Annotated in this window: 20 protein-coding genes; 4 read left to right on the top strand and 16 right to left on the bottom strand. The window is 30.2% G+C overall.

Features of this window, described 5'->3' with window-relative positions; translation table 11 throughout:
* Positions 1-575: 575 nt before the first annotated feature.
* The 7 genes from DFR78_RS07655 to DFR78_RS07625 all read right to left on the bottom strand — a co-directional run bounded on the left by DFR78_RS07655 (position 576) and on the right by DFR78_RS07625 (position 7,180).
* Positions 576-1,160: a DUF6036 family nucleotidyltransferase gene (locus tag DFR78_RS07655; RefSeq protein WP_114458252.1), complete on the bottom strand. Its 585-nt coding sequence runs from the start codon at positions 1,158-1,160 to the stop codon at positions 576-578.
* A gap of 10 nt (positions 1,161-1,170) precedes the next feature.
* Positions 1,171-1,434: a hypothetical protein gene (locus DFR78_RS07650; RefSeq protein ID WP_114458251.1), complete on the bottom strand. Its 264-nt coding sequence runs from the start codon at positions 1,432-1,434 to the stop codon at positions 1,171-1,173.
* A gap of 238 nt (positions 1,435-1,672) precedes the next feature.
* A complete protein-coding gene (locus DFR78_RS07645; protein ID WP_114458250.1) occupies positions 1,673-4,141 on the bottom strand; it encodes a restriction endonuclease-like protein in 2,469 nt (822 codons plus the stop codon).
* Positions 4,117-4,656 carry a UPF0158 family protein gene (locus DFR78_RS07640; RefSeq protein ID WP_114458249.1) on the bottom strand — a complete coding sequence of 180 codons (540 nt, stop codon included), beginning with the start codon at positions 4,654-4,656 and terminating at the stop codon, positions 4,117-4,119. The genes DFR78_RS07645 and DFR78_RS07640 overlap by 25 nt, the downstream gene beginning before the upstream one ends.
* Before the next feature lie 136 nt (positions 4,657-4,792).
* Positions 4,793-5,449, bottom strand: a complete 657-nt coding sequence (locus tag DFR78_RS07635) for a hypothetical protein (RefSeq protein ID WP_114458248.1) — start codon at positions 5,447-5,449, stop codon at positions 4,793-4,795.
* A 34-nt stretch (positions 5,450-5,483) separates the two neighbouring features.
* A complete protein-coding gene (locus DFR78_RS07630; protein WP_114458247.1) occupies positions 5,484-6,635 on the bottom strand; it encodes a plasmid pRiA4b ORF-3 family protein in 1,152 nt (383 codons plus the stop codon).
* A 221-nt stretch (positions 6,636-6,856) separates the two neighbouring features.
* Positions 6,857-7,180 carry a hypothetical protein gene (locus tag DFR78_RS07625; protein WP_114458246.1) on the bottom strand — a complete coding sequence of 108 codons (324 nt, stop codon included), beginning with the start codon at positions 7,178-7,180 and terminating at the stop codon, positions 6,857-6,859.
* A 249-nt stretch (positions 7,181-7,429) separates the two neighbouring features.
* On the opposite strand from DFR78_RS07625, the gene DFR78_RS11945 reads away from it, so the two are divergent.
* On the top strand, positions 7,430-7,582 hold the full coding sequence (locus tag DFR78_RS11945; RefSeq protein WP_158531737.1) for a hypothetical protein: 153 nt from the start codon (positions 7,430-7,432) through the stop codon (positions 7,580-7,582).
* An 8-nt stretch (positions 7,583-7,590) separates the two neighbouring features.
* On the top strand, positions 7,591-8,748 hold the full coding sequence (locus DFR78_RS07620) for a site-specific DNA-methyltransferase (RefSeq protein ID WP_114458245.1): 1,158 nt from the start codon (positions 7,591-7,593) through the stop codon (positions 8,746-8,748).
* Between the two features lie 97 nt (positions 8,749-8,845).
* Here DFR78_RS07620 and DFR78_RS07615 read toward each other — a convergent pair whose 3' ends face one another.
* The gene (locus DFR78_RS07615; RefSeq protein ID WP_114458244.1) at positions 8,846-9,634 is read right to left on the bottom strand and encodes a Bpu10I family restriction endonuclease; all 789 of its coding nucleotides are present in this window, start codon (positions 9,632-9,634) and stop codon (positions 8,846-8,848) included.
* Between the two features lie 374 nt (positions 9,635-10,008).
* Between DFR78_RS07615 and DFR78_RS07610 the strand changes: the two genes are divergently transcribed.
* Positions 10,009-11,157, top strand: a complete 1,149-nt coding sequence (locus tag DFR78_RS07610; RefSeq protein ID WP_158531736.1) for a transposase — start codon at positions 10,009-10,011, stop codon at positions 11,155-11,157.
* 188 nt (positions 11,158-11,345) lie between these two features.
* On the opposite strand, the gene DFR78_RS07605 is transcribed toward DFR78_RS07610, so the two are convergent.
* The 3 genes from DFR78_RS07605 to DFR78_RS07600 all read right to left on the bottom strand — a co-directional run bounded on the left by DFR78_RS07605 (position 11,346) and on the right by DFR78_RS07600 (position 13,724).
* A complete protein-coding gene (locus tag DFR78_RS07605) occupies positions 11,346-11,528 on the bottom strand; it encodes a hypothetical protein (protein WP_114458242.1) in 183 nt (60 codons plus the stop codon).
* Positions 11,529-11,538: 10 nt separating this feature from the next.
* The gene (locus DFR78_RS11940) at positions 11,539-11,685 is read right to left on the bottom strand and encodes a hypothetical protein (RefSeq protein ID WP_158531735.1); all 147 of its coding nucleotides are present in this window, start codon (positions 11,683-11,685) and stop codon (positions 11,539-11,541) included.
* 251 nt (positions 11,686-11,936) lie between these two features.
* Complete coding sequence (locus DFR78_RS07600) at positions 11,937-13,724, bottom strand: McrB family protein (protein ID WP_114458241.1); 1,788 nt, start codon at positions 13,722-13,724, stop codon at positions 11,937-11,939.
* Positions 13,725-13,837: 113 nt separating this feature from the next.
* Here DFR78_RS07600 and DFR78_RS07595 point away from each other — a divergent pair, with 113 nt between their 5' ends.
* The gene (locus DFR78_RS07595; protein ID WP_114458240.1) at positions 13,838-14,365 is read left to right on the top strand and encodes a hypothetical protein; all 528 of its coding nucleotides are present in this window, start codon (positions 13,838-13,840) and stop codon (positions 14,363-14,365) included.
* Positions 14,366-14,563: 198 nt separating this feature from the next.
* Here the strand turns inward: DFR78_RS07595 and DFR78_RS12425 are convergent, their stop codons facing one another.
* The 5 genes from DFR78_RS12425 to DFR78_RS07565 are packed head-to-tail and all read right to left on the bottom strand — an operon-like array spanning position 14,564 to position 19,021.
* Complete coding sequence (locus DFR78_RS12425) at positions 14,564-14,710, bottom strand: AAA domain-containing protein (RefSeq protein ID WP_369834952.1); 147 nt, start codon at positions 14,708-14,710, stop codon at positions 14,564-14,566.
* 46 nt (positions 14,711-14,756) lie between these two features.
* The gene (locus DFR78_RS07580; RefSeq protein WP_089716541.1) at positions 14,757-15,314 is read right to left on the bottom strand and encodes a hypothetical protein; all 558 of its coding nucleotides are present in this window, start codon (positions 15,312-15,314) and stop codon (positions 14,757-14,759) included.
* A gap of 33 nt (positions 15,315-15,347) precedes the next feature.
* Positions 15,348-15,926 carry a hypothetical protein gene (locus DFR78_RS07575; protein WP_147267760.1) on the bottom strand — a complete coding sequence of 193 codons (579 nt, stop codon included), beginning with the start codon at positions 15,924-15,926 and terminating at the stop codon, positions 15,348-15,350.
* 13 nt (positions 15,927-15,939) lie between these two features.
* Positions 15,940-17,121 (bottom strand): McrC family protein, encoded by a 1,182-nt coding sequence (locus DFR78_RS07570; RefSeq protein WP_158531734.1) that lies wholly within the window; start codon positions 17,119-17,121, stop codon positions 15,940-15,942.
* A 49-nt stretch (positions 17,122-17,170) separates the two neighbouring features.
* On the bottom strand, positions 17,171-19,021 hold the full coding sequence (locus tag DFR78_RS07565; protein WP_114458236.1) for an McrB family protein: 1,851 nt from the start codon (positions 19,019-19,021) through the stop codon (positions 17,171-17,173).
* Between the last annotated feature and the right edge of the window lie 3 nt (positions 19,022-19,024).

Here is a 19,024-nt window from a genome sequence, read left to right as displayed (position 1 = left end):
TGGATAAATCAATTATACAGGAGATGGTGTTGAGGTGGTACACTTTTCGATTAGCAGAACATTATTTTTGGTACACTTTTAGTTTAGCATATGCACCCGGCTTTATAATATCTTTTCATTGGACAGATCGGATACCATCTGCAGGTCATAATTTGCCTCCTTATGCTTAAAAATTGAAAACTCTGATCACATCCCAAAAATATTACAGATAATCCTCAATCTTTTTCCAAATTTAAATAAATATCAATTATTCTTTATCTTCAGGACATAAAATTAAACCAATTTAAAAATTGCTATTTATAACCTCTTTTTTATAGAATATAGTTGGAGATATTTTATTCTATATCCATATTTATTAACTTATTATATAATTCTTGATTAATCGGATTTTCCCTGTAAAAAATAAAAAACCGGGGATTCCCGGCCTGATTTAAAACTATTAATTTAATCTTTTTTTGGCTCCTTCAATATTTATATTTAAAGTTAAAACAAAATGATCTACAAATTCAATTAAATAAATTTTGTATATCATTAATAAGTAGTTCTTCTGTTTTATCACTGAGTTGATATTATTATTAAATAGTTTTATTAATTTCTTCTGTTTTATTAATCATTCTTATTAATGCATCATTAACTCTTTCCTGGTCTGCCCTTTTATTTAAATACTCCCAATCAATATCTTTATAATTAGTCACCATCATACCGAGAATCCATTCTTCCTGCCACTTTTCATTCCAGTGCACATAGGCATTTAATCTATCAATTATTATATCTTCAATTCCAATAAAATAAGCAGTATGCTGACCACTTTTAAGTTCCATTAATTTATCATCTGCACCTGCAAGTGGTCCAGATGGAGTCTCAACAGCTAAATCAATTTTTTTTGAATCAAGAATCCAGTATTTATTATCTCTATAAAAGCCTAATTTTTCTAATATTTCTCCTATTTTTTCGGTAGAAGCCTCACAAATTATATCAATATCCATAGTAGCATACCCGCCCCCAGTGTAAAATTCGACAGCCTGGCCACCAACTACTACTGGAGTGATATTTAAATTTTCTTTTATTGCTGAAGTTAAAACTGCTATTATCTTTATTTTTTTAGAAAAATTATCAATATCTTCATTTAGAATGATTTCTATTTCTTTTTTATAATCCATTTAAAGCACCTCAATTTTTAAGTCTATATTTTCTATCCTCTATTCTTTCAAGTTTATTTTTCCTGGATCTAATCATCATTTTAAATAAAAGCATTTCTTTCTGAGGATTTCTTCTTCTGGATCCACTACGATAATTATCCTTTCCATTTATATCAGGCAAATTATTTTCTGAATTATTTTTATTGGTCGATTTTAAATAGTTTCTTACCTCTCTCATCTTAGACTGTTTGTCACTTTTCTGATTTCTATACTCAGCAAAAGTTTTTTTGGGCATTCTGAAAACCTCCCTATTTCTAACTTTTAGTTAATTTTATTATATCACAGACTACTTTACTTTAGTAATTCAGCTCCAGTCCTACCCCAGCTGCTATTATCTGACTGGTTTTACAACGACCTTTCCCTGCTGGTAATTTCAACAAGATATTTTAGCGAATTTAGCCGAAAAAGTCTCTCTGTGGTAAACAGGCAGGTTTTATCCGTAAAAAGTATCGTGCGTTAGGAAGAAAACTGGATTAATTTTCCTCATATTCTTTGAAAAGTTCCATTATTTTATTTAAAACAGCTCTCGGGTTTTTCATAAACTCTAACTTAAAAAACTCAAGCTGCTCATCTTTCAGTCCAGCCAGCAGCCTATTTTCTTTAAACTTAATTTCAACTTTTCCGATTTTAAAACCCTCAATTTTTTTGTTCTGATCTAAGTTATTATTTTTCAATTTAAGCTTTATATCTTCTTTCAGCCGCTTTAATTCCAGCCAGAGCCGCCATTCTTTAAGAGAGCGTATACTCAGTTCAGGCAGGGTATCAGCTTTTTTGAGCAGCATTAAATTTGAATAAATATGGCTGCCGCTAACTCCATAACCCTCTGATTTGATCTTTTTACCCAGCTGCTGCCAGCTTTCAACTTCAAAAAGAATATAGTTCTGATCTCCACTGCTTCTGGTGGAGGGAAAACCAATTTCGTCTCTTTTAACTATTTTTTTATTCTTAATCCTGCCGTAATAGGTGACCCCGCTCTGATCGCCAAACTTCGCCTTGCTCTGAAAGATTGCTGTGTACTTTAAATTATGATTTAAAATTGACTGCTGTAGGGGTAGATAATAGAGATTGTTGTCCAGTAAATACTGCAGCTGTTTTTTACTGCTCAGTGAACCGACCAGCAGGTCAACTTTAAACTCCGGTTCTGGTCTGAATTCATCCGCAGCTGTCGGCAGCAGATTGCGGTTAAAGTTGCTCTGAGCTGATTCATCGATAATATTTTCTAAAAACTCGGACACCAGTTCTGTACTGTCCGGCAGAAAAGGAAAGGCTCCTATATTAACCTGTTCAATACTCTGAAAGAATTTATGGTTTTTAAATTTTTTTTGATCATGATAGGGAAAGAGCACATAGGCTCCAACCATTGTTCTCCTGTAGTTTTCTCCCATCTCAGCTGCCACTGCATCCCGGTAGCGGTGCATTGTATTAATATCAGATTCTTCCGGACCAGGAATGCCGTTGTACCTTTTGCTATATCCTGTACCATCTTCTGCAGTGTTGAGCCGATACTTAGCATCAAAGATAAATTTATACTGGTGCTCAGAATCATTTTTGCTTAAAGATAAAATATTATCCGGTTTCTGATTGGTGGTAATAGAATCTCCGCTTGCTCTGTTGTAGCTTAAAGTAAATTTTTCACCGGTAATTGGATTCTGATATTCGACCTCTGCTGATGCTCCCTGTGAGAGAGTGACATTGATACCGCTGTAATCAAGCTCAATGATGTTATTTTTAACCATCTTATATTTATCCTGGAGCAGGCTGTTTAATTTAAGAAAGGTCCAGTATTCATAGAGCTGCCAGAGTTCCTTAATTGAAAGCCTGAAGATATCGCCATTCAGAGAAAGCCCCTTTAAAAGCATCAGGTAATATTTATATAATTCCTTGTAGCCGGGGGCCATCTGCAGCACCAGAGAAATGGAATCAATTTTCTGCAGTTTACCTACCTCAGCCAGAAAAGAATGCTTGAGCTTTAATTTAAGCTTTCTGATCATTTTATCGATTTCAGCAATCAAATCCGGATCCGGATTAAGCTTGTAACTGCGGTAATTTGCTTTAAAATGTTTAAGTCTTTTGATCAGCTCTGAGAAACTCCATTTAATAAACTTATTTTCAAAATTATCATAGCTTAACTCCTTTTCCACTGCCAGCATTTTTTCCGGCAGCTTGAGCTCCTGATCATAATGGCGGCTGTTTTTATTCAACCACTTCAGGCTCTGTCTGCCCATTTTTTTAACTCTGGCAGCAGGCCGAACATTTCTCTTCTTAATGATCCGGTGATGAGGTGACTCCTCAACTCTTTTTAGAGCTTTAAATAAATCATCAAAGATATTTTCAATTATCACAAAAAACTCAGCTTCCGTGATATTCTGCTTTTCGGAAATTTTCATCTGCTGGTAGGTCTTTCTCAAAAAATCATAGGCTAAATTATATACTTCCCTGTTTACTTCCGCTAAAAGCTGATTGTAGTCCTTTTGGTAGTCAATTTTACTCGGAAAAACTTCCAGTTTGAAAGTTAAAACCACCTGAGAGTTACTGCGAATTTCAAACTCAGAATAACCGATATCACTGCCGAAGTTGATGCTGCCGTAAAGCACATTGGGATTATCATTAGGATGGGACAGAGATTCTCTGATCTCGCGATTGGGATGGTAGATCTCAATCGGCATTTCGGCTTCCAGATAAAAATCATAGTTTTGATATTCAAAAAAGAGGGGATAGCTTTTTGTGGAATTGAACTTACTCAGCCTGAGCTGGTCTATTTCTGGATCATGGTATTTGAAGTCAAAGATCTCTTCTAGAGTTGAGCTAAAGCTGTAGGCAGCCTGAGCCTTATTTGCCTCCGGAAATTCTTTTTCGTGATCAGGATGAAGAGGCTTTCCTTTGATGTTTAAAGAAAATTTATTATTTTTAATTGTGATCAGGTCAATTTTTTTAGTGGCCATTTTATCACCCTTAATAACTTTTGCGTTATTGCTATATCCTTATATCTCTGATCTTTATAATCATACCACTGATCTTCTAGATCATATTGATAAATCTTATCTTTAAACATTCTAAAGGCACCGTTTCCTCGGATAGCATAAAGAAGTTCCTCTCTCAGTTCTTCATCTTCGACTGAATAGCAAAAATCTTCCATAATGCTATAGTCATCAATTTCATAATCATCCGGAAGTCTTATATAGTCATCTGGACTTTCCCCATTTTTTGCAGCTTGAAAATAAATTTTGGGGAAACTCCTAATATAGTCATTAGTTGAGATAATATCTACTGCAGCTTTAATATTCTCCCGCTGCCATTCTGGAAATTTATCAAGGTCAGGATCTTCCTCTCCAGCTCTCAATTCATCATCCATTATCATGAAAACTTCACCAGTTTTTTTATAATAAAAATAATTACTCTCTCTGGTTCTAAGTTCTAATGCTTCTAAAACATCTTCTAAATTAACTCTAAGTGTCATTTTTTAACACCTCTATTCTTGAAAATAATCAAAAAGGTAAATCAAAATGATTTTCCATGTTATAGCTGTTATATTTTTTGAAGATTTCTCTAGCTATCTTTTTTAACTCCTTTGCCAAAACCTTGAGAAATAATATTTAACTGCCAGAATAAGCACAGACTCCAGCTCGGGGAGAATTAACAACCGGCAGTAGATTATCAGTTTCTCTCATACAGTCATTTTCTTCATGTTTATCAAGGCAGTTACTGCAGTACCAGCCGCCACTGTTATAAATGCAATCTGGACATACAAATTCAGCGAGATTATCACAGTGACTGCACTTAATTTCAGGCTGGTTATTCCTTGCCAGAACACTGATCTTTTCTTCTCTTTCCCCAGCTTTAAATACATTAACTACATTCAAATCCAATTTAGTGGAAGAACCAAAATCATAGGTATATGAAAATTTAGTTTTTTCTCTTAAAACTTCCTTAATTTTGTGATTCATATTAAGTCCACTGGATGTAAAGCGCCGCTCATTAATTTCAAATTCACTCAGATGATTACAGCATTCCAGCCAGATATCACGCAAAAACTTGTCAAGATCACTTAATTTAGCGTCTGCTTTGACCTGCAGCTGCAGCCAGTATTCTGACCTATATGTCCCTTTAATATAAATATGATAATATAAAGTTTTCTGAGCTTGTTCTTCTGCAACTATTTTGTCATAATTCTTATTTAGACATGATTTTAAATGTCTGGACATTCCTGATTGAGTATATTCATTACCACAAATTTTGCATTTACCTTTCATAAAAATTATCTCTCCGATTTTTTAATTTATATATTTAAAAATGACGCTCAAGCTTAGTTTTTATTTCTTCCGGGTCATATTCTTTAAACCTCTGATTTTTAGCCCACTCCAGCATTGACTCGTAATCTTCATGCTCGGGATTTGATATGATTTGCATAAATTCATCAAAACCACCTACTCCTCCTACATCTTCCGGGGGAGCAGTTCCATCTCCTTCTAAAAAGGTCGGCTGATTTGACTTATAATCTTCTATGATTTTTTCAGTTTCTAGATAATGCTGCCAATTATCACCATAATCATAAATGTATTTTATTCTGGCAGGCAAAACATCTTTTAATTTAACTTCATTTTCTACCGCCAGTTCAAAATCTTCATCTTGATAGTTCAATTCATACTTATTATATTCTAAATTATCCTGATTTATTGTTAGATTCAAAATAGCCTTATAGCCGTTCCGGTGATATTCTCCATGGTTCCAATTTTTAGTATCATCTTTTTCTTCACTGTAGACAAAAAATTCATGCAGATGGTAATCCTGCCAGTTATAGAGCTTCTGCAAAACATTATGCAGCTCTCTAAAGGTATAACTTAGGGGTACTATTACTTTTCTCCAGGCTTCATATTTACCCAGTTCAAGTTCAACTTTTAAAACAGCTGCTTTAGTCTCGATTACATCTTTTTCTCCATAATATTCTGCTAATTCCTGCTGCAGAGATTTATCAGGATAAAAATAATCTTTATTATCATTTTTGCGGAGCATATTATTTATATTCTTTGCTACTTGAGGCTGATAAATTTCATTTTCATTAAATCTATCAGCAAATCTTTTGGCCTCTTTACAGGAATTATTCATTCTGGCTATATGACTTCTATTTTTTGCTTTCTGATAGAAAAAATCTTCAAATTGAGATAAATATTTTTCTATTAAACTTCCCTTAATTCCTTCACGCTCAAAAGATCTTTTTATTCCCTCTTTGACCCGGTCTGGAAAATGATTAAGATCATCTTTTTTCACACCATATAATATCACAGTATAATCACATGCATCATTAACTAAAACTACTGTTTTTCTCCGATTAATTCTTAAAAAATTAGCATGCCAGGAAAATAAAGCAGGTCTTTCTTTTTGCTCAAATTCTTCCAGATTTAATTCATCTCTCAACTTTTTAGTTGCCTGGATCAGCATATTTATCAGTCCTTTTAATGCGTTTTTTCAATATTGATTTCATTCTAATTATATCATCACCATTTTACAAGAAAACTAAATAAAAATGCAGCTGACCTCCTTTTTTGATATAATATCTTTAATGAAAAATAAATACCCAAGAAAGGAAATCAGCCACACAAACAGTATATTAAATAACTCACAAACTATCTACCATACAATTAAAAACAATTTAAAAAATTTTAAATAAATACCGTACTGTCTTTACCAAAAAAAGTTTTTAGATCTTCTACATAGATATCTTTTTCACGGCAGTATTTAGCAGTTTCTAGTTCTGAGAGACTTGCAGTTTCTAAAACAGCCTGAAACTTATCACCGGAAGACCATTTACTTGCTTTTTTATTGCTGGTTGGATTACTCTTTAAAACTTTAGATCTCCAGGTGTAGAGAGTATTAACGGGTATATTAGTTTCTCTAGCTATATCAGGTGCTTTTTCAGCATTAGGTGGAGCCAGTCTTTTAAATATGGACTCTTTTAATTTTTTAGAATAAACTTTTCTTGGCATTGTAATTCTCCTTAGGATTTATTGTCGTTACTCTATTATACACAGATTTTTTTTGTGCCCCACGACAACTAGTCTACCATATAGGGATTTGTGGCATCGTATCTACTCCTTTTAAATTTTTCCTTTTATATAAATTTTCCTGATAATATAAATGAAGCTAAATATACGCTCAAAAAAATTATATAAATGCTTGAATTTATACGCATATCATATTATAATATATGCATAAAAGAAAAGGGAGTGTTGACCTTGAGAAAAAACATATATATTTCCGAAGATGATAAAAAAAATTGGGATAAACTTGGTAAAATATCTGAAAAAAAAGATAGATCTATAAGCTGGCTTGTGAATAAAGCAATTGAACAATATATAAAAAAATTTGATGATTCTACTGAAAGGTGATTAAAATAATGAACAAAAACAATTATATCAAAATAAAAATCAAAAAGAAAAATTTTAAACAAGAAAGTTCAGAAAATATTTTAAGTGAAATAAATAAATATTTTGATGAAAATGAGTTGTTCCTTAAAAAGAATAATGATAATGACATTTTAATATATCTTAATAGTTTTGATATAAATAAATTTGAAAGTTTTTTCAATGAAAAGCCTGAATATTTTCAAGTTATTAAACAAAAAATTAATAAAAATAAAAGTTATGGTATTGATAATGGTAAAAAAATATATATTGATTATAATAAAGAACGCAAAGTAAAAAACAGAAAGAAAAAAGAAACAGCTAGAGGTAAATATTATTATGCAAAAGATAATAATTTTAAAAAACAAAATAATAAGCTAACAGAAGAAAAGATTAATCAAATTGTATGCGCTGATAGTTTAGAATATCTAAAAACAATACCTGATAATTCAATTGACCTTATTTTTACTTCACCACCGTATAATTTTGGATTAGATTATGAAGCAACCGATGATTCAATAAAGTGGCAGCAGTATCTAGATCAACTCTTTGCTATTTTTGATGAATGTATTAGAGTTCTAAAATATGGTGGTAGATTTGCTGTAAATATTCAACCCTTATTTTCTGATTACATTCCACTTCATCATATCGTAGGTAAATATTTCATAGATAAAAAGATGATTTGGAAAACAGAAATATTATGGGAGAAAAATAATTACAATTGTAAATATACTGCCTGGGGAAGTTGGAAAAGTCCTTCAAGCCCTTATTTTAAATATACATGGGAATTTGTTGAAGTTTACTGTAAAGGCGATATCAAAAAAACTGGTAAAAAAGAAAATATAGACATAACTGCTGATGAATTTAAAGAATGGGTATACTCAAAATGGAGTATTGCACCCGAAAGAAATATGAAAGAATATGATCATCCTGCAATGTTCCCAGAAGAACTAGCCAGAAGAATACTTAAATTATTTAGCTATCAAGAAGATATAATTTTGGATCCATTCGGTGGAGTAGGTACTGTTGCCGCAGTAGCCAAGAAGGAAAACCGAAAATATATTTCAATAGATATATCTGAAGAATATACTAAAAAAGCTCGTGAAAGAGTAAAAAAAGTACCTAAACAGTTAAAATTGAATCTTGAATGAGAAAAAAATTATAGATTATAATAAACTAAAATTATTGGTGGAAAAAATTTTCTCAACCAATAATTTTCTGCTTTTTTTAAATGTAATTTTCTAATAACTATCCTACATCAGGATTTAGAATTTTACCCGGCAGTATTATTTCATTTAATTTATTAACCTGTCTTATATCTTCATGAAGTTCTTTAAAGAAAGTATATGTAATCTCTTTGCTTATGTTTTTACCAGTCTCCTTTCTTAATACATATAATTCATCAATTGGACTTTGCGGTGAATATTTATCAAGAGCTACTTCATTAGTTTCCATTATGATATATGTTTTAGCATTAGGAGTACCATTTTTTATTTTTTGAGCTGAAAACTGTGCTTCACTATACATTGTTTTATCCAAATAAGTTTTACATTCAATTGCAACAATAGGAATAAATATTTCATATTTGTTTTTTTGGGCGTCAACATAAATATCGAAATTTTTACCAATACAAAAATCTACATCTTTAGTTTGAATATTTATATTGCCATTATGATCTAATTTAATCCCAGCAAATATATTTTTATTATTAAACTCTAATCCCATACCCTCTATTTCAGGTATATCTTTAAAAAGATAACCCATAAATTCCTCTAATATAGTGGATCTGAATTTTGATTGGGAACTAATGTTATGTTTTCTTTCAAATGATTCTGCAATTTTATAATATTTATTTATTAATTCAACTTTACTATACACTGCTTCTTTATTGATATCAGTAATAGACATCAAATTATTTTTAAAGGATAAATAATAATTTTTTCTAAAATCTTTTAATTCCTGTCTAATTCCTTTATATGGTTTTGACTTATTAATTTTTGTATCAATATTATTTCCATGATAAAACCAATTGTTCATAATGTTAACATCTCCCTATTGTGTTATTCTAATTTATAGAAATTGATCAAAGACAACCTTATCCTGAGAAAAGTTATCAGCAGTGCCATTAATAAAGGCTGGGTGAATAAATTTATATTGTTAAACATTAAAATCATCTTCTGTTATAGTATAGGTTATAGGTATAGTATGCCATAATTGGAGATTGAAATGAATAAATTCAGTTATATTAAGTGAATTTCATAAAAATAAGCCTTGATATAACAAAGATTTTAATGATATAAAAAGGGCTTCACCCCATTCTTGTCGAATTTAATAGTAACACCTAAAAAAACAGAAAGAAGGTGAAGCCTATTAATACTATTCGACAAGAATGTCTCTTTCCCTTTGAAGAATTGCTGAATTTATCGGAAACAGACAAATTAATTTGTATTTTAGATCCTATTGATTTAAAACCTATTGTTGAAAAGATTAAGCCTAAGTCTAATGGAGGACCAACTGGATACAATCCAGAAGCTATTTTAAGAGCTTTTCTGGTCCAACAGATCGAAAAGATTCCCACCAGAGCAGACTTAGTAAGTAAAATTGATAGAAGTCCTTATCTCAGATATGTCTGCGGTTTTTCTACCACTGGTAGGGTGCCCAGTGAAGCAACATTTAGCCTATATTACAGCAAATTATCTGAGACTGATGGAGCTGAAATTTTAATGAATAATCTTTTAGATCAAAGTATAGAACTTGATTTATTGGATACTGAAATAATGGCTATTGATGCTTCAAAACTTGAAGCATATGAACGAGCTAAGCCAAGGTCAAAGATAGATAAGGAAAATAATTCTACCCCTGATTGGGGTACTAAATTCGACTCCCATAAAAATCAGATAACCTGGTTTGGCTGGAAGATACATGCTGCAGTTGAAACTAACTCAGAATTACCAATTGCTTTAACTTTGACTCCAGCCAATCATGCAGATAAAACTCAGGCAATATCTTTAGTTGAAAAGGTTAATGACTTTTTAGCTGAAAGAGATTTAACTAAACCTAAATACTGGACTATGGATTCAGGTTATGACTATACTGATATCTATGAGTATATTCTCTTTGAGCAGGAATCTCAGACCATTATCCCAATTAACAAGCGTAATGCTAAACAGCCACCAGCTGGTTTCTATGATTTTAAAGGAACACCAGTCTGTAGTGGTGGACACAAAATGTATTACTGGGGTCATTACAAAGGGGTCAATAAATTTAGATGCCCACATGTATGTGGTAAAGTTGATTGTATTCATGGAACTAAGTGGTGTTCTAACAGCAACTATGGTCGAGTAACTAAAACCAGACCAAAAGAGAACCCCAGATATATTTCAACTCCACATAGGGATTCTAGAACCTGGAGAAAGATCTACAACGAAAGAACCAGTGTTGAAAGAACTTTTTCCAGATTAAAAGAGCATCTAAATTTAGAGAACTTAACTGTAATGGGAGCTAAAAAAGTTAAAACTCATTTGTTATTAAGCTCTATTAGTTTGATAGCTGCAGATTAACTCACAGAGAAACCATTTTTGGAAAATCTTAGGTGTAAAATCTTATTGAGCGAAAAGCGTAAAATATTATTTGACATTCACAACATTATTTTGGGTACACTTTTAGTTTAGCATATGCATGAAGATATACTGAAAATTACAGAGCTGTAAAGTTCAATGAAAACTTACAGCCCTATTTTTATTTCTCTCTATTCTATTTTTTTGTCAGCTTTATTTACTGCTTCCACAAATTTATCCCACTCTTCTTTTCTAAAGGCACAGCTTGCCGAAACATCTTCTGAAGCAATAAATAGACCAATTTCTTCATTAGAAGCATTTACTCCTACAGTTAACTTTTCACCAATTTTTACTTCATCTAAGATTTCTTCCATAAATATCCCCCTATTTCATTAATTTTTTAATGATTGATCTACCGATAACTTTATTTTTGGCTCGTTTAGCAATTCTTTTAGGACTGCCGCTGCTTAAAGTTTCTGCATCATTTGCAATTCTGGCCAGCTTGTAGAGAAAAGAAACGAACTTTGCCATTTGGATCACCTCTTAAAAAATAATTTAAAGTTTAATACCTGAATCAAATACAATATTTCTTCTGTTATTTTTATAATATCACAGAAGTGTGACAACATTATGTCAGACTGATATCAAAAAAATATTTAAATTTATTGCTTATCATTAATTTAAGAAAACTGTCTCTCTATTCATTTTTAATTTTATTGAAGTAAAAGCTTTAAAAATAACTAATTTTTATTACCCAATTTAGCCTGGAATCTTATATATTTTTACAGCCAGTAAGAAGTAAAACCATCTTCTTCAAAGCGCCGCAGCATATATGCTGTTTTTTCTGCTGATTCCGGATACTTAAAGCTTTCCTGATTTGCCTGATAATAATTCCAGACTCTATTAGACAGCTGACCGTTTTCTTGACTGAAGCTGCTTCCACTAAAGAAATCAAATAATTCCAGCAGTATTTCTTTAATGATGGCTGAACTACCCTGAATCCGGGGTAATACTTTTTGTAGAATTTCTTTATCAAAGGCAGTGTTTTTAGCGAGCAGTTCTTTATCCAGAGCTTCAACTATGTAGAAGTTAATCTCATCTCTGATTCTGTAGCCTACCTGTAGATTTGCCTTTTTAAGTATCTGGTTTAATCTTTCCAGTTCTTCAGTTATTCTTCTGACTTCACCTTCTTTAGCAGGCAGCAGATCTTTTAGATTTAAATACTCTGTTTCTAGAAATTGATTATTTACCTTTAAGCTCTGAGCCTGCACTGAATAATCTTCCTCTAAAAAGGCTGTTAAATCAATCTGATTGAACTCAATTGTATTTGCTCTATCTAATACCTTTTTGCTGAATGGATGGGTTGTTTCGTCCATATTAACCGTTCCAATGAGATAGAGGTTGTCCGGGATATGTAGATTTGAGTATTTAGCTTTAGAATCATTGCTGTCATTTTGATCAAAATCATTTTCATTTAATAATCTATCTGTTTTTATCTGATCACCATCATAGTGACGGGTTTCCATCTTTGATAAAAAGTCACTGAAATAATATTCTACTCGAGCCAGGTTCATTTCATCAAGACAGACCAAATAGGGGTTAGCGGGATCTTCAGCTGCTTTTTTAATTATTTCTAAAATCGGGCCAGGCTGAAAGTCTCCTCTGATATTGCTGTAACCTAAAAGATCTGCACTGTCATTCCAGTCTGGTTTAACTGAAATCAACTTAAAGCGGTCATTATCTGAGCTGCAGCCAATAGCTCTGGCAAATAGTTCTACCAGTTTTGTTTTACCTGTACCTGAGATACCTGCCAGCAGGACAAAAGGTTTTGTTTTTAGAGAAAGATAGAAGTTTTCTATTAAATTGTCAGGATAGGTATAGCCCTGAGCTTTGATGTAGTTTTTGATTTGAGTTAGTTTTTCTTTTGTTGTTAAGTCATCCATATTTTCAGAAACTCCTTCTCCTGTTTCAATTTCAGCTTCATCTAATTCTAAATAATATTGTTCATAATATCTTTGGTAAATTTTCATCATTTGAATTAAATCATCTATTAATTCTGATTCTGGAATTTGATTATTAATTAATTGTTCAGCTTCATATTTATTATAACATATATTTGATAACTCATAAGCCTTACCTTTACCAGATTCAGCAAGATCAATTTCATTATCAGTTTTAAAATCACCTAAATCCATCTTAGATCTTAATTTATCACGGTTATTTATAAATTCTTCTTTGGTGCTGCGAGTTACTCCCTGATTAAAGATTAAGTAGACTCTCTCCATATCTTGAGAAAAAAGATAAACTACATAGACTCCTTCTTGAGTTGTAGTTGTTATATCTTTATTCATTATTGCAAGCCAGGGAACTTTAGCCCAATTACCCATTCCAATTGAACCTTTGATTATATAATTTTCTGTTTTAAAATTTGATGAAAGTTTTTCTTCTAGATAATCTGGGAGCTCATGGCGCATTAAATCTCCAAGTTTATGGCCAGTAAATTCTTCATGTAATCTTGCTTCTTTATATTCTGAAACTATTTTTGCTAAGTAATCTTTAATTGATGACATTGTATCTACCTCTTTTTATTTTTCCGTATAATATTCTGAAATTTACAGAAATTTATTTCCTTTTTATAGAAATTATGTTATAATTAATATAATTTAATGGAGGTGAACCAAATATGAGTTTTTCTGATGATGTGAAGGAAGCTAAAGCTACGCTCAAAAAAATTAAAAACTATGATATTAACGGTTTTGCTAGAGAATTAAAATATTGGATTAGAGAACTACACTTTTTTTACAATATAATTGTTCCAAACGAAACGAATGATCCATCAACCTCTTTTTATAAAATAAAACCAGCAACTAGGCCAACCACAGGACAAATTGCATATTTTAATTTAAGAAGAGGATATCCAAAAGAAATTTATGGTGGTCATTACTGCTATATATTAAAAGATTTTGGATCAAAATATTTGGTTATTCCTACAACATCAGTAAAAGAAAATTCTAATCCTCCTAATTCTAAAATTGAAATTGATATTAAAATTAAAGATTTTAAAAATGATAAAACTTCTCGACTTCATTTAAGTGATATGAGAGCAATTGATATCCAGCGAATTAATGAACAAAAAGCTATATATGACATCAAAGAAAAACCAGCAGATCTTAACCAAAAAATAAGTGAATTTTTGTTTGAAACTGCTTGACAATTGACTGATAAAATAGTATTATTAATATAGAAAATAAAATTATAAAGAGCTCTTAAATGGGCAAAATTAAAATTATGAAGACACCTGATATTTTATCAGGTGTTTTTATTTTTTATAATTACAATTTATTCTTCATCAGGCTTTTCAAATTCTTTTAAAGTCATTCCATTTTTTAATTTCCATTCTCTTAAACCATTAGCATTTCTCCCCATAACAATTGCAGCTGCTAATGTTATTATAAAAAAATCTATTTGAAATATCTGCTATTTGAGGTGCCATTCTGTATTGAATATCTAGTAATGAAACTTTTCCCTTTTTTAATGCTTTATCTACCCTATTCAGTGAACTAATTTTAATTGAAATATTATCTTTTCCTTTTTCTAATTTTTCAGAATTTAATGTAGAAAAAACTTACGTACTTTTCCGTAATTATTGACACTTCATTATTTAAATAATTAAAAATAGCATCTTTTTGAGATTGATTTGGAACCTTATCTGAGATTGTATAGTTAGGTTCAATGTTTGAATTATTATTCTTAAAGTTAAAACCAAACAATTTATCACTAGTTTTAAATCTATTTTGTTTGATTTTATTCTCTTCAAATTTGTCTTTTAATCTCTCTAATAAAAACCATAAATTAGTATTAATAATAGCTTTGGGAATAGAAACTCCTAATTTTTCTTCAATTGCAATATCAACTTCTAACCCTTTAACTGAAATTATTTGTCCCTTATAATTTTTATTATTAATTATTATTTCAACAGGGGTATCATCCATAACACTAAGAAAATTTTCTAGCTTAAAAGTGTAAATATATAGATTATTTATTTTTCTTTTGAATTTTCCATTGAATATAGGAACAATATTACCATAAGTTCCCTTTTTTAAGCTCTTTATTTCAGAATCTAGTGCTTTTATAAATTCATCAATATATTTTTTTGACACATATCCCCCCCTTGATACTTTCTATTATTAACCTCAGTATTCTCTTTTCTCAATATATTTATAGATCTCATAAAGTCTATCTAATGTCTTTAAAATATGTTTATATTCTTTTTCAGTTAAGAATTCATCAGCTTCTTTTTTGAAAATAGTTCCCATAAATATAAACATACCTTGATCAATAAGATGATCTTCAATTTTTTCAATTGGATAATTAGAACTCCTATTATAATCTTCATCATGATGAAACATCATTAAATCATCAAACTTATCAAGATTTTTTTCAATATAATTATTATAAATTTTTATTTTAGGTTTAAAAATTGAAACTGGATCAGTAACAGATCTACTTGGCTCTATAGAAAAAGCAAAACCAGCTCTAAATTCATTTCTAAATTTTTCATAACCTACATTGACTTGAAATTCTTTTCTACCAGCAGAATGAAAAATATACGAGTTATCAGGATCATCATCCATAATAGTTCTTTTTGAAAATAATTTATATGTATTTGGATGTTGAATATCTTTATATTCTTTTCTAAAATATTGAAGATTTCCAACTTTATAATCCTTGCTTTTATCATTAATGACATTTGCAACATTAGCAATATCCATTATTATACACCTCTTAATCAAATAATTTAAAATCCAAATTTTTATTTTCAATATCATCTAAAATCCTTTCAATATTCAATCCCTGAGCTATTATTTCAACTTTGATATCTCTAGCTAAATTATTAAGTGAAAATGTTTTAGATTCAATTTTAGAACCTGGATAAAATAAGTAAACTTGATTAATCTTTCCTTTGTTGGCTAATGCATAAGCTGTTAACTGATATAAATCAGAAACTGACACTTTTTTCTGCTCATAATTTTTATATTTGGCATCAGCTATTCTTACTAACTTTCCATCTTCAAAAAACTGATAATCAGGAATTAAATTATATGATAATTTATCAGATCTAAATTTATTTTTTAAACTCTTTTGAGCTTCAACCTTAACGCCTGGAGATAATTTACTCTTAAAATATTTTTTTAAAAATCTTTCAAATAAAAGATTCATATCCAATAAAAAACCTGGAAAGTCATTATCTTGCTCCCCTAATAAATTAAAATCCTCTTTTCTTAAAAGCAACTCAACTAATCTAAAAAGATTCTTATAATTATTATTTAAACGATCACTATTATTTAAACCTTTAGTTAATAATTGATAAGATAATGACCTTAAACTGACTTCAATTTTAATTTTAGAAAATAGAATATTTAACTTTTTCTTTAACTTTCTATTATTTGTATTTGCTAATAATAATCTTAAAGCAGCCAAAATGATTTGATTTTCCTCTATATCAACAGTTAATTCCTGATATCTACAAGGTAGTGTTACAGAAGAGGAAGAATTCTTAGCTAGTTTATTAAAATTTATTTTACCTCTACAGGAGGCTATATCTTCTTCTTTTTCCTGATATCTTTTTCTTAAACCTTGATAAAATATATTTTCTGTTTCTTTTAGAAAAATTAAAGAAATAATATCTGAAATATTTGCTTTATCAGTTGCTAATTCATTAAGCTCATTTAATATTTCAATGCTTTCTAAATCATAAGCAAAGGCAATCATTTTAGCTAGATTAAAATTTGTTATTTTAGGAGAAATTATGATTTGAAAGTTATTTAATTTAACTACTCCTACATAAGAATTACTTTCTATCTCTATACCATTACTCAACTGTCTAATTTTTAATTTGTTTTCTATTTCATTAATTAATTTAAAATCAGAGTTAACAAGCTGTCTGAGATTATATTTTTCCCTCAATTCTTCTGCACTTAATTTGGACCACTCCGATATATATACTGTTTTTAGATCATTCATTTGTTTTTTCCTCAGCTAATATGCTTTTTAAACTATCTAAGATTAGTTCTTTACCTGCTGAAGAAAATATTTCTTCATTAAATCTACCCTGTTCTAAATTAAATAATTTAGGACCCAATATTTCTTCTAAAGTACTAAAGTCATCAAAACAGTATTCCTGCAGCAGTGGAAGTATTTCATCTTTTATCCTACTAATTAACTGCTCTTCTGTTTTAATTGCTTTTTCATTTTTCATTAAATATGAATGTCCAATCTGTAAATTTTTGTCTATTTTTTCTATTATCCTATTATTTAAATGATTTAAAAGTTCTGATAAATTAATTCCTGCTATAGTTTGATTTTCTAATAATTCAGGCTTAGGTAGTAATTCTCTAAAACCAAATCTTCTTCTAAGTGCAATATCTAATAAGGCAATACTTTTATCTGCTGTATTCATTGTTGCTATGATGTTAACATTCTCTGGAACAGTAAAGTTTTCTTGAGAAGCTGGCAAAGTAAGTGAAATATAATCTTCTTCATTGTTTTTGCTCCATCTTTTATCTGCTTCTAAAAGAGTAATTAACTCCCCAAAAATTCTAGGAATATCTCCTCTATTAATTTCATCAATAATCAAAACATAAGTTTGTTCTGGATTTTCTCTAGCATCATTACAGATTTTTTTAAAGATACCATCCTGTAGTTCAAAAATAGCTTTTCCTGTTTTTGATAAGGCCGGTCTATACCCTTCCATGAATTCTTCGTAACCATAAGCTGGATGAAAAGTACAGAAACGAAGATATTTTTGAGAATTACCATTATTTTTAGCTGCTCCAAGTTGTAATTTATCTTTTTCTAAAGCAGTTAATTGCGAATAATCCTTTTCAAAATTATCCTGAGAAATTATGGCTCTAGCTAATTTTTTAGCATAATATGTTTTTCCTGTTCCAGGAGGTCCATATAATATTATCTGCTTTTTATTTCTTAAAGTTTTAACAAGTTCATCTAAAAATGGATCTTCTTCCACTTGCTCATCTGTAGTATACTCCTCATCATTCTCCTCTTTTACCTTATTTTTTCCTCTCCATCGCTCTTGGAATTGCGGTGCATAAAAATTTAATTTTTCATCTACTAATTCTTTTTCTTCTAGATAATTTCTAATAGCTAATAGCTTTTGGTCCAAATTAGCTTCGGAATCAATTTGATCTTTAATTTTATCTTCATAATATTTAACAGCCTTCTTTTTATTACTTAGACTGATCATTCTTTCATATTTTTCTGGATAGCCTAAATGTAAAATGGCGTTTAACATACCGTAAGATCTATCATTAGGATTAATATCATCAATTATCTTATATAACTCTTCTCTTACTGCTAAATGATCATCTAAAAATTCTGTTCTGTCTTCTTTTTCCTTGACTTTAATTGCAAAAAGAAAAATTACCCAGAGCTGTTTATATTTCTGATGATATTGAATAGCTGTTCTTGTAAAACCCTGGTTTAAAACATCCCACATATCCTCTTTAAAATCAGGTAATTCTAAATTCCTCTGCTCACACACCTTATTTATATATTCATATTTCTTTTCTGGTTTCATATAAGTTGAAGGCAACGTATAGACAAAAAATGCATCTGCCAAAATACGCCAGCAGTCATCATTCAAATCAGAAAATTGGTTAAAAAGTTTATCCCAAAATTCACCACCCATAATTGGATTATCTATAAAATTAACCTTTATTTTCTTCAAGTTTTCTAAAGTCCAGACATTTTTTTCAGGCCAGATTAAACTTTGATCATTTAAAAGACATCTATCCATAAAATCTGAAAAAACTTCGTAACTTTGAGGACAGTTAGAATAACGGGCCATAAT

The sequence above is a fragment of the Halanaerobium sp. MA284_MarDTE_T2 genome (assembly GCF_003337245.1).
Classification (GTDB): Bacteria; Bacillota; Halanaerobiia; order Halanaerobiales; family Halanaerobiaceae; genus QPJE01.
Note: the sequence above shows the minus strand (reverse complement) of the source record. Positions and strands in the feature narration are given on the sequence as shown.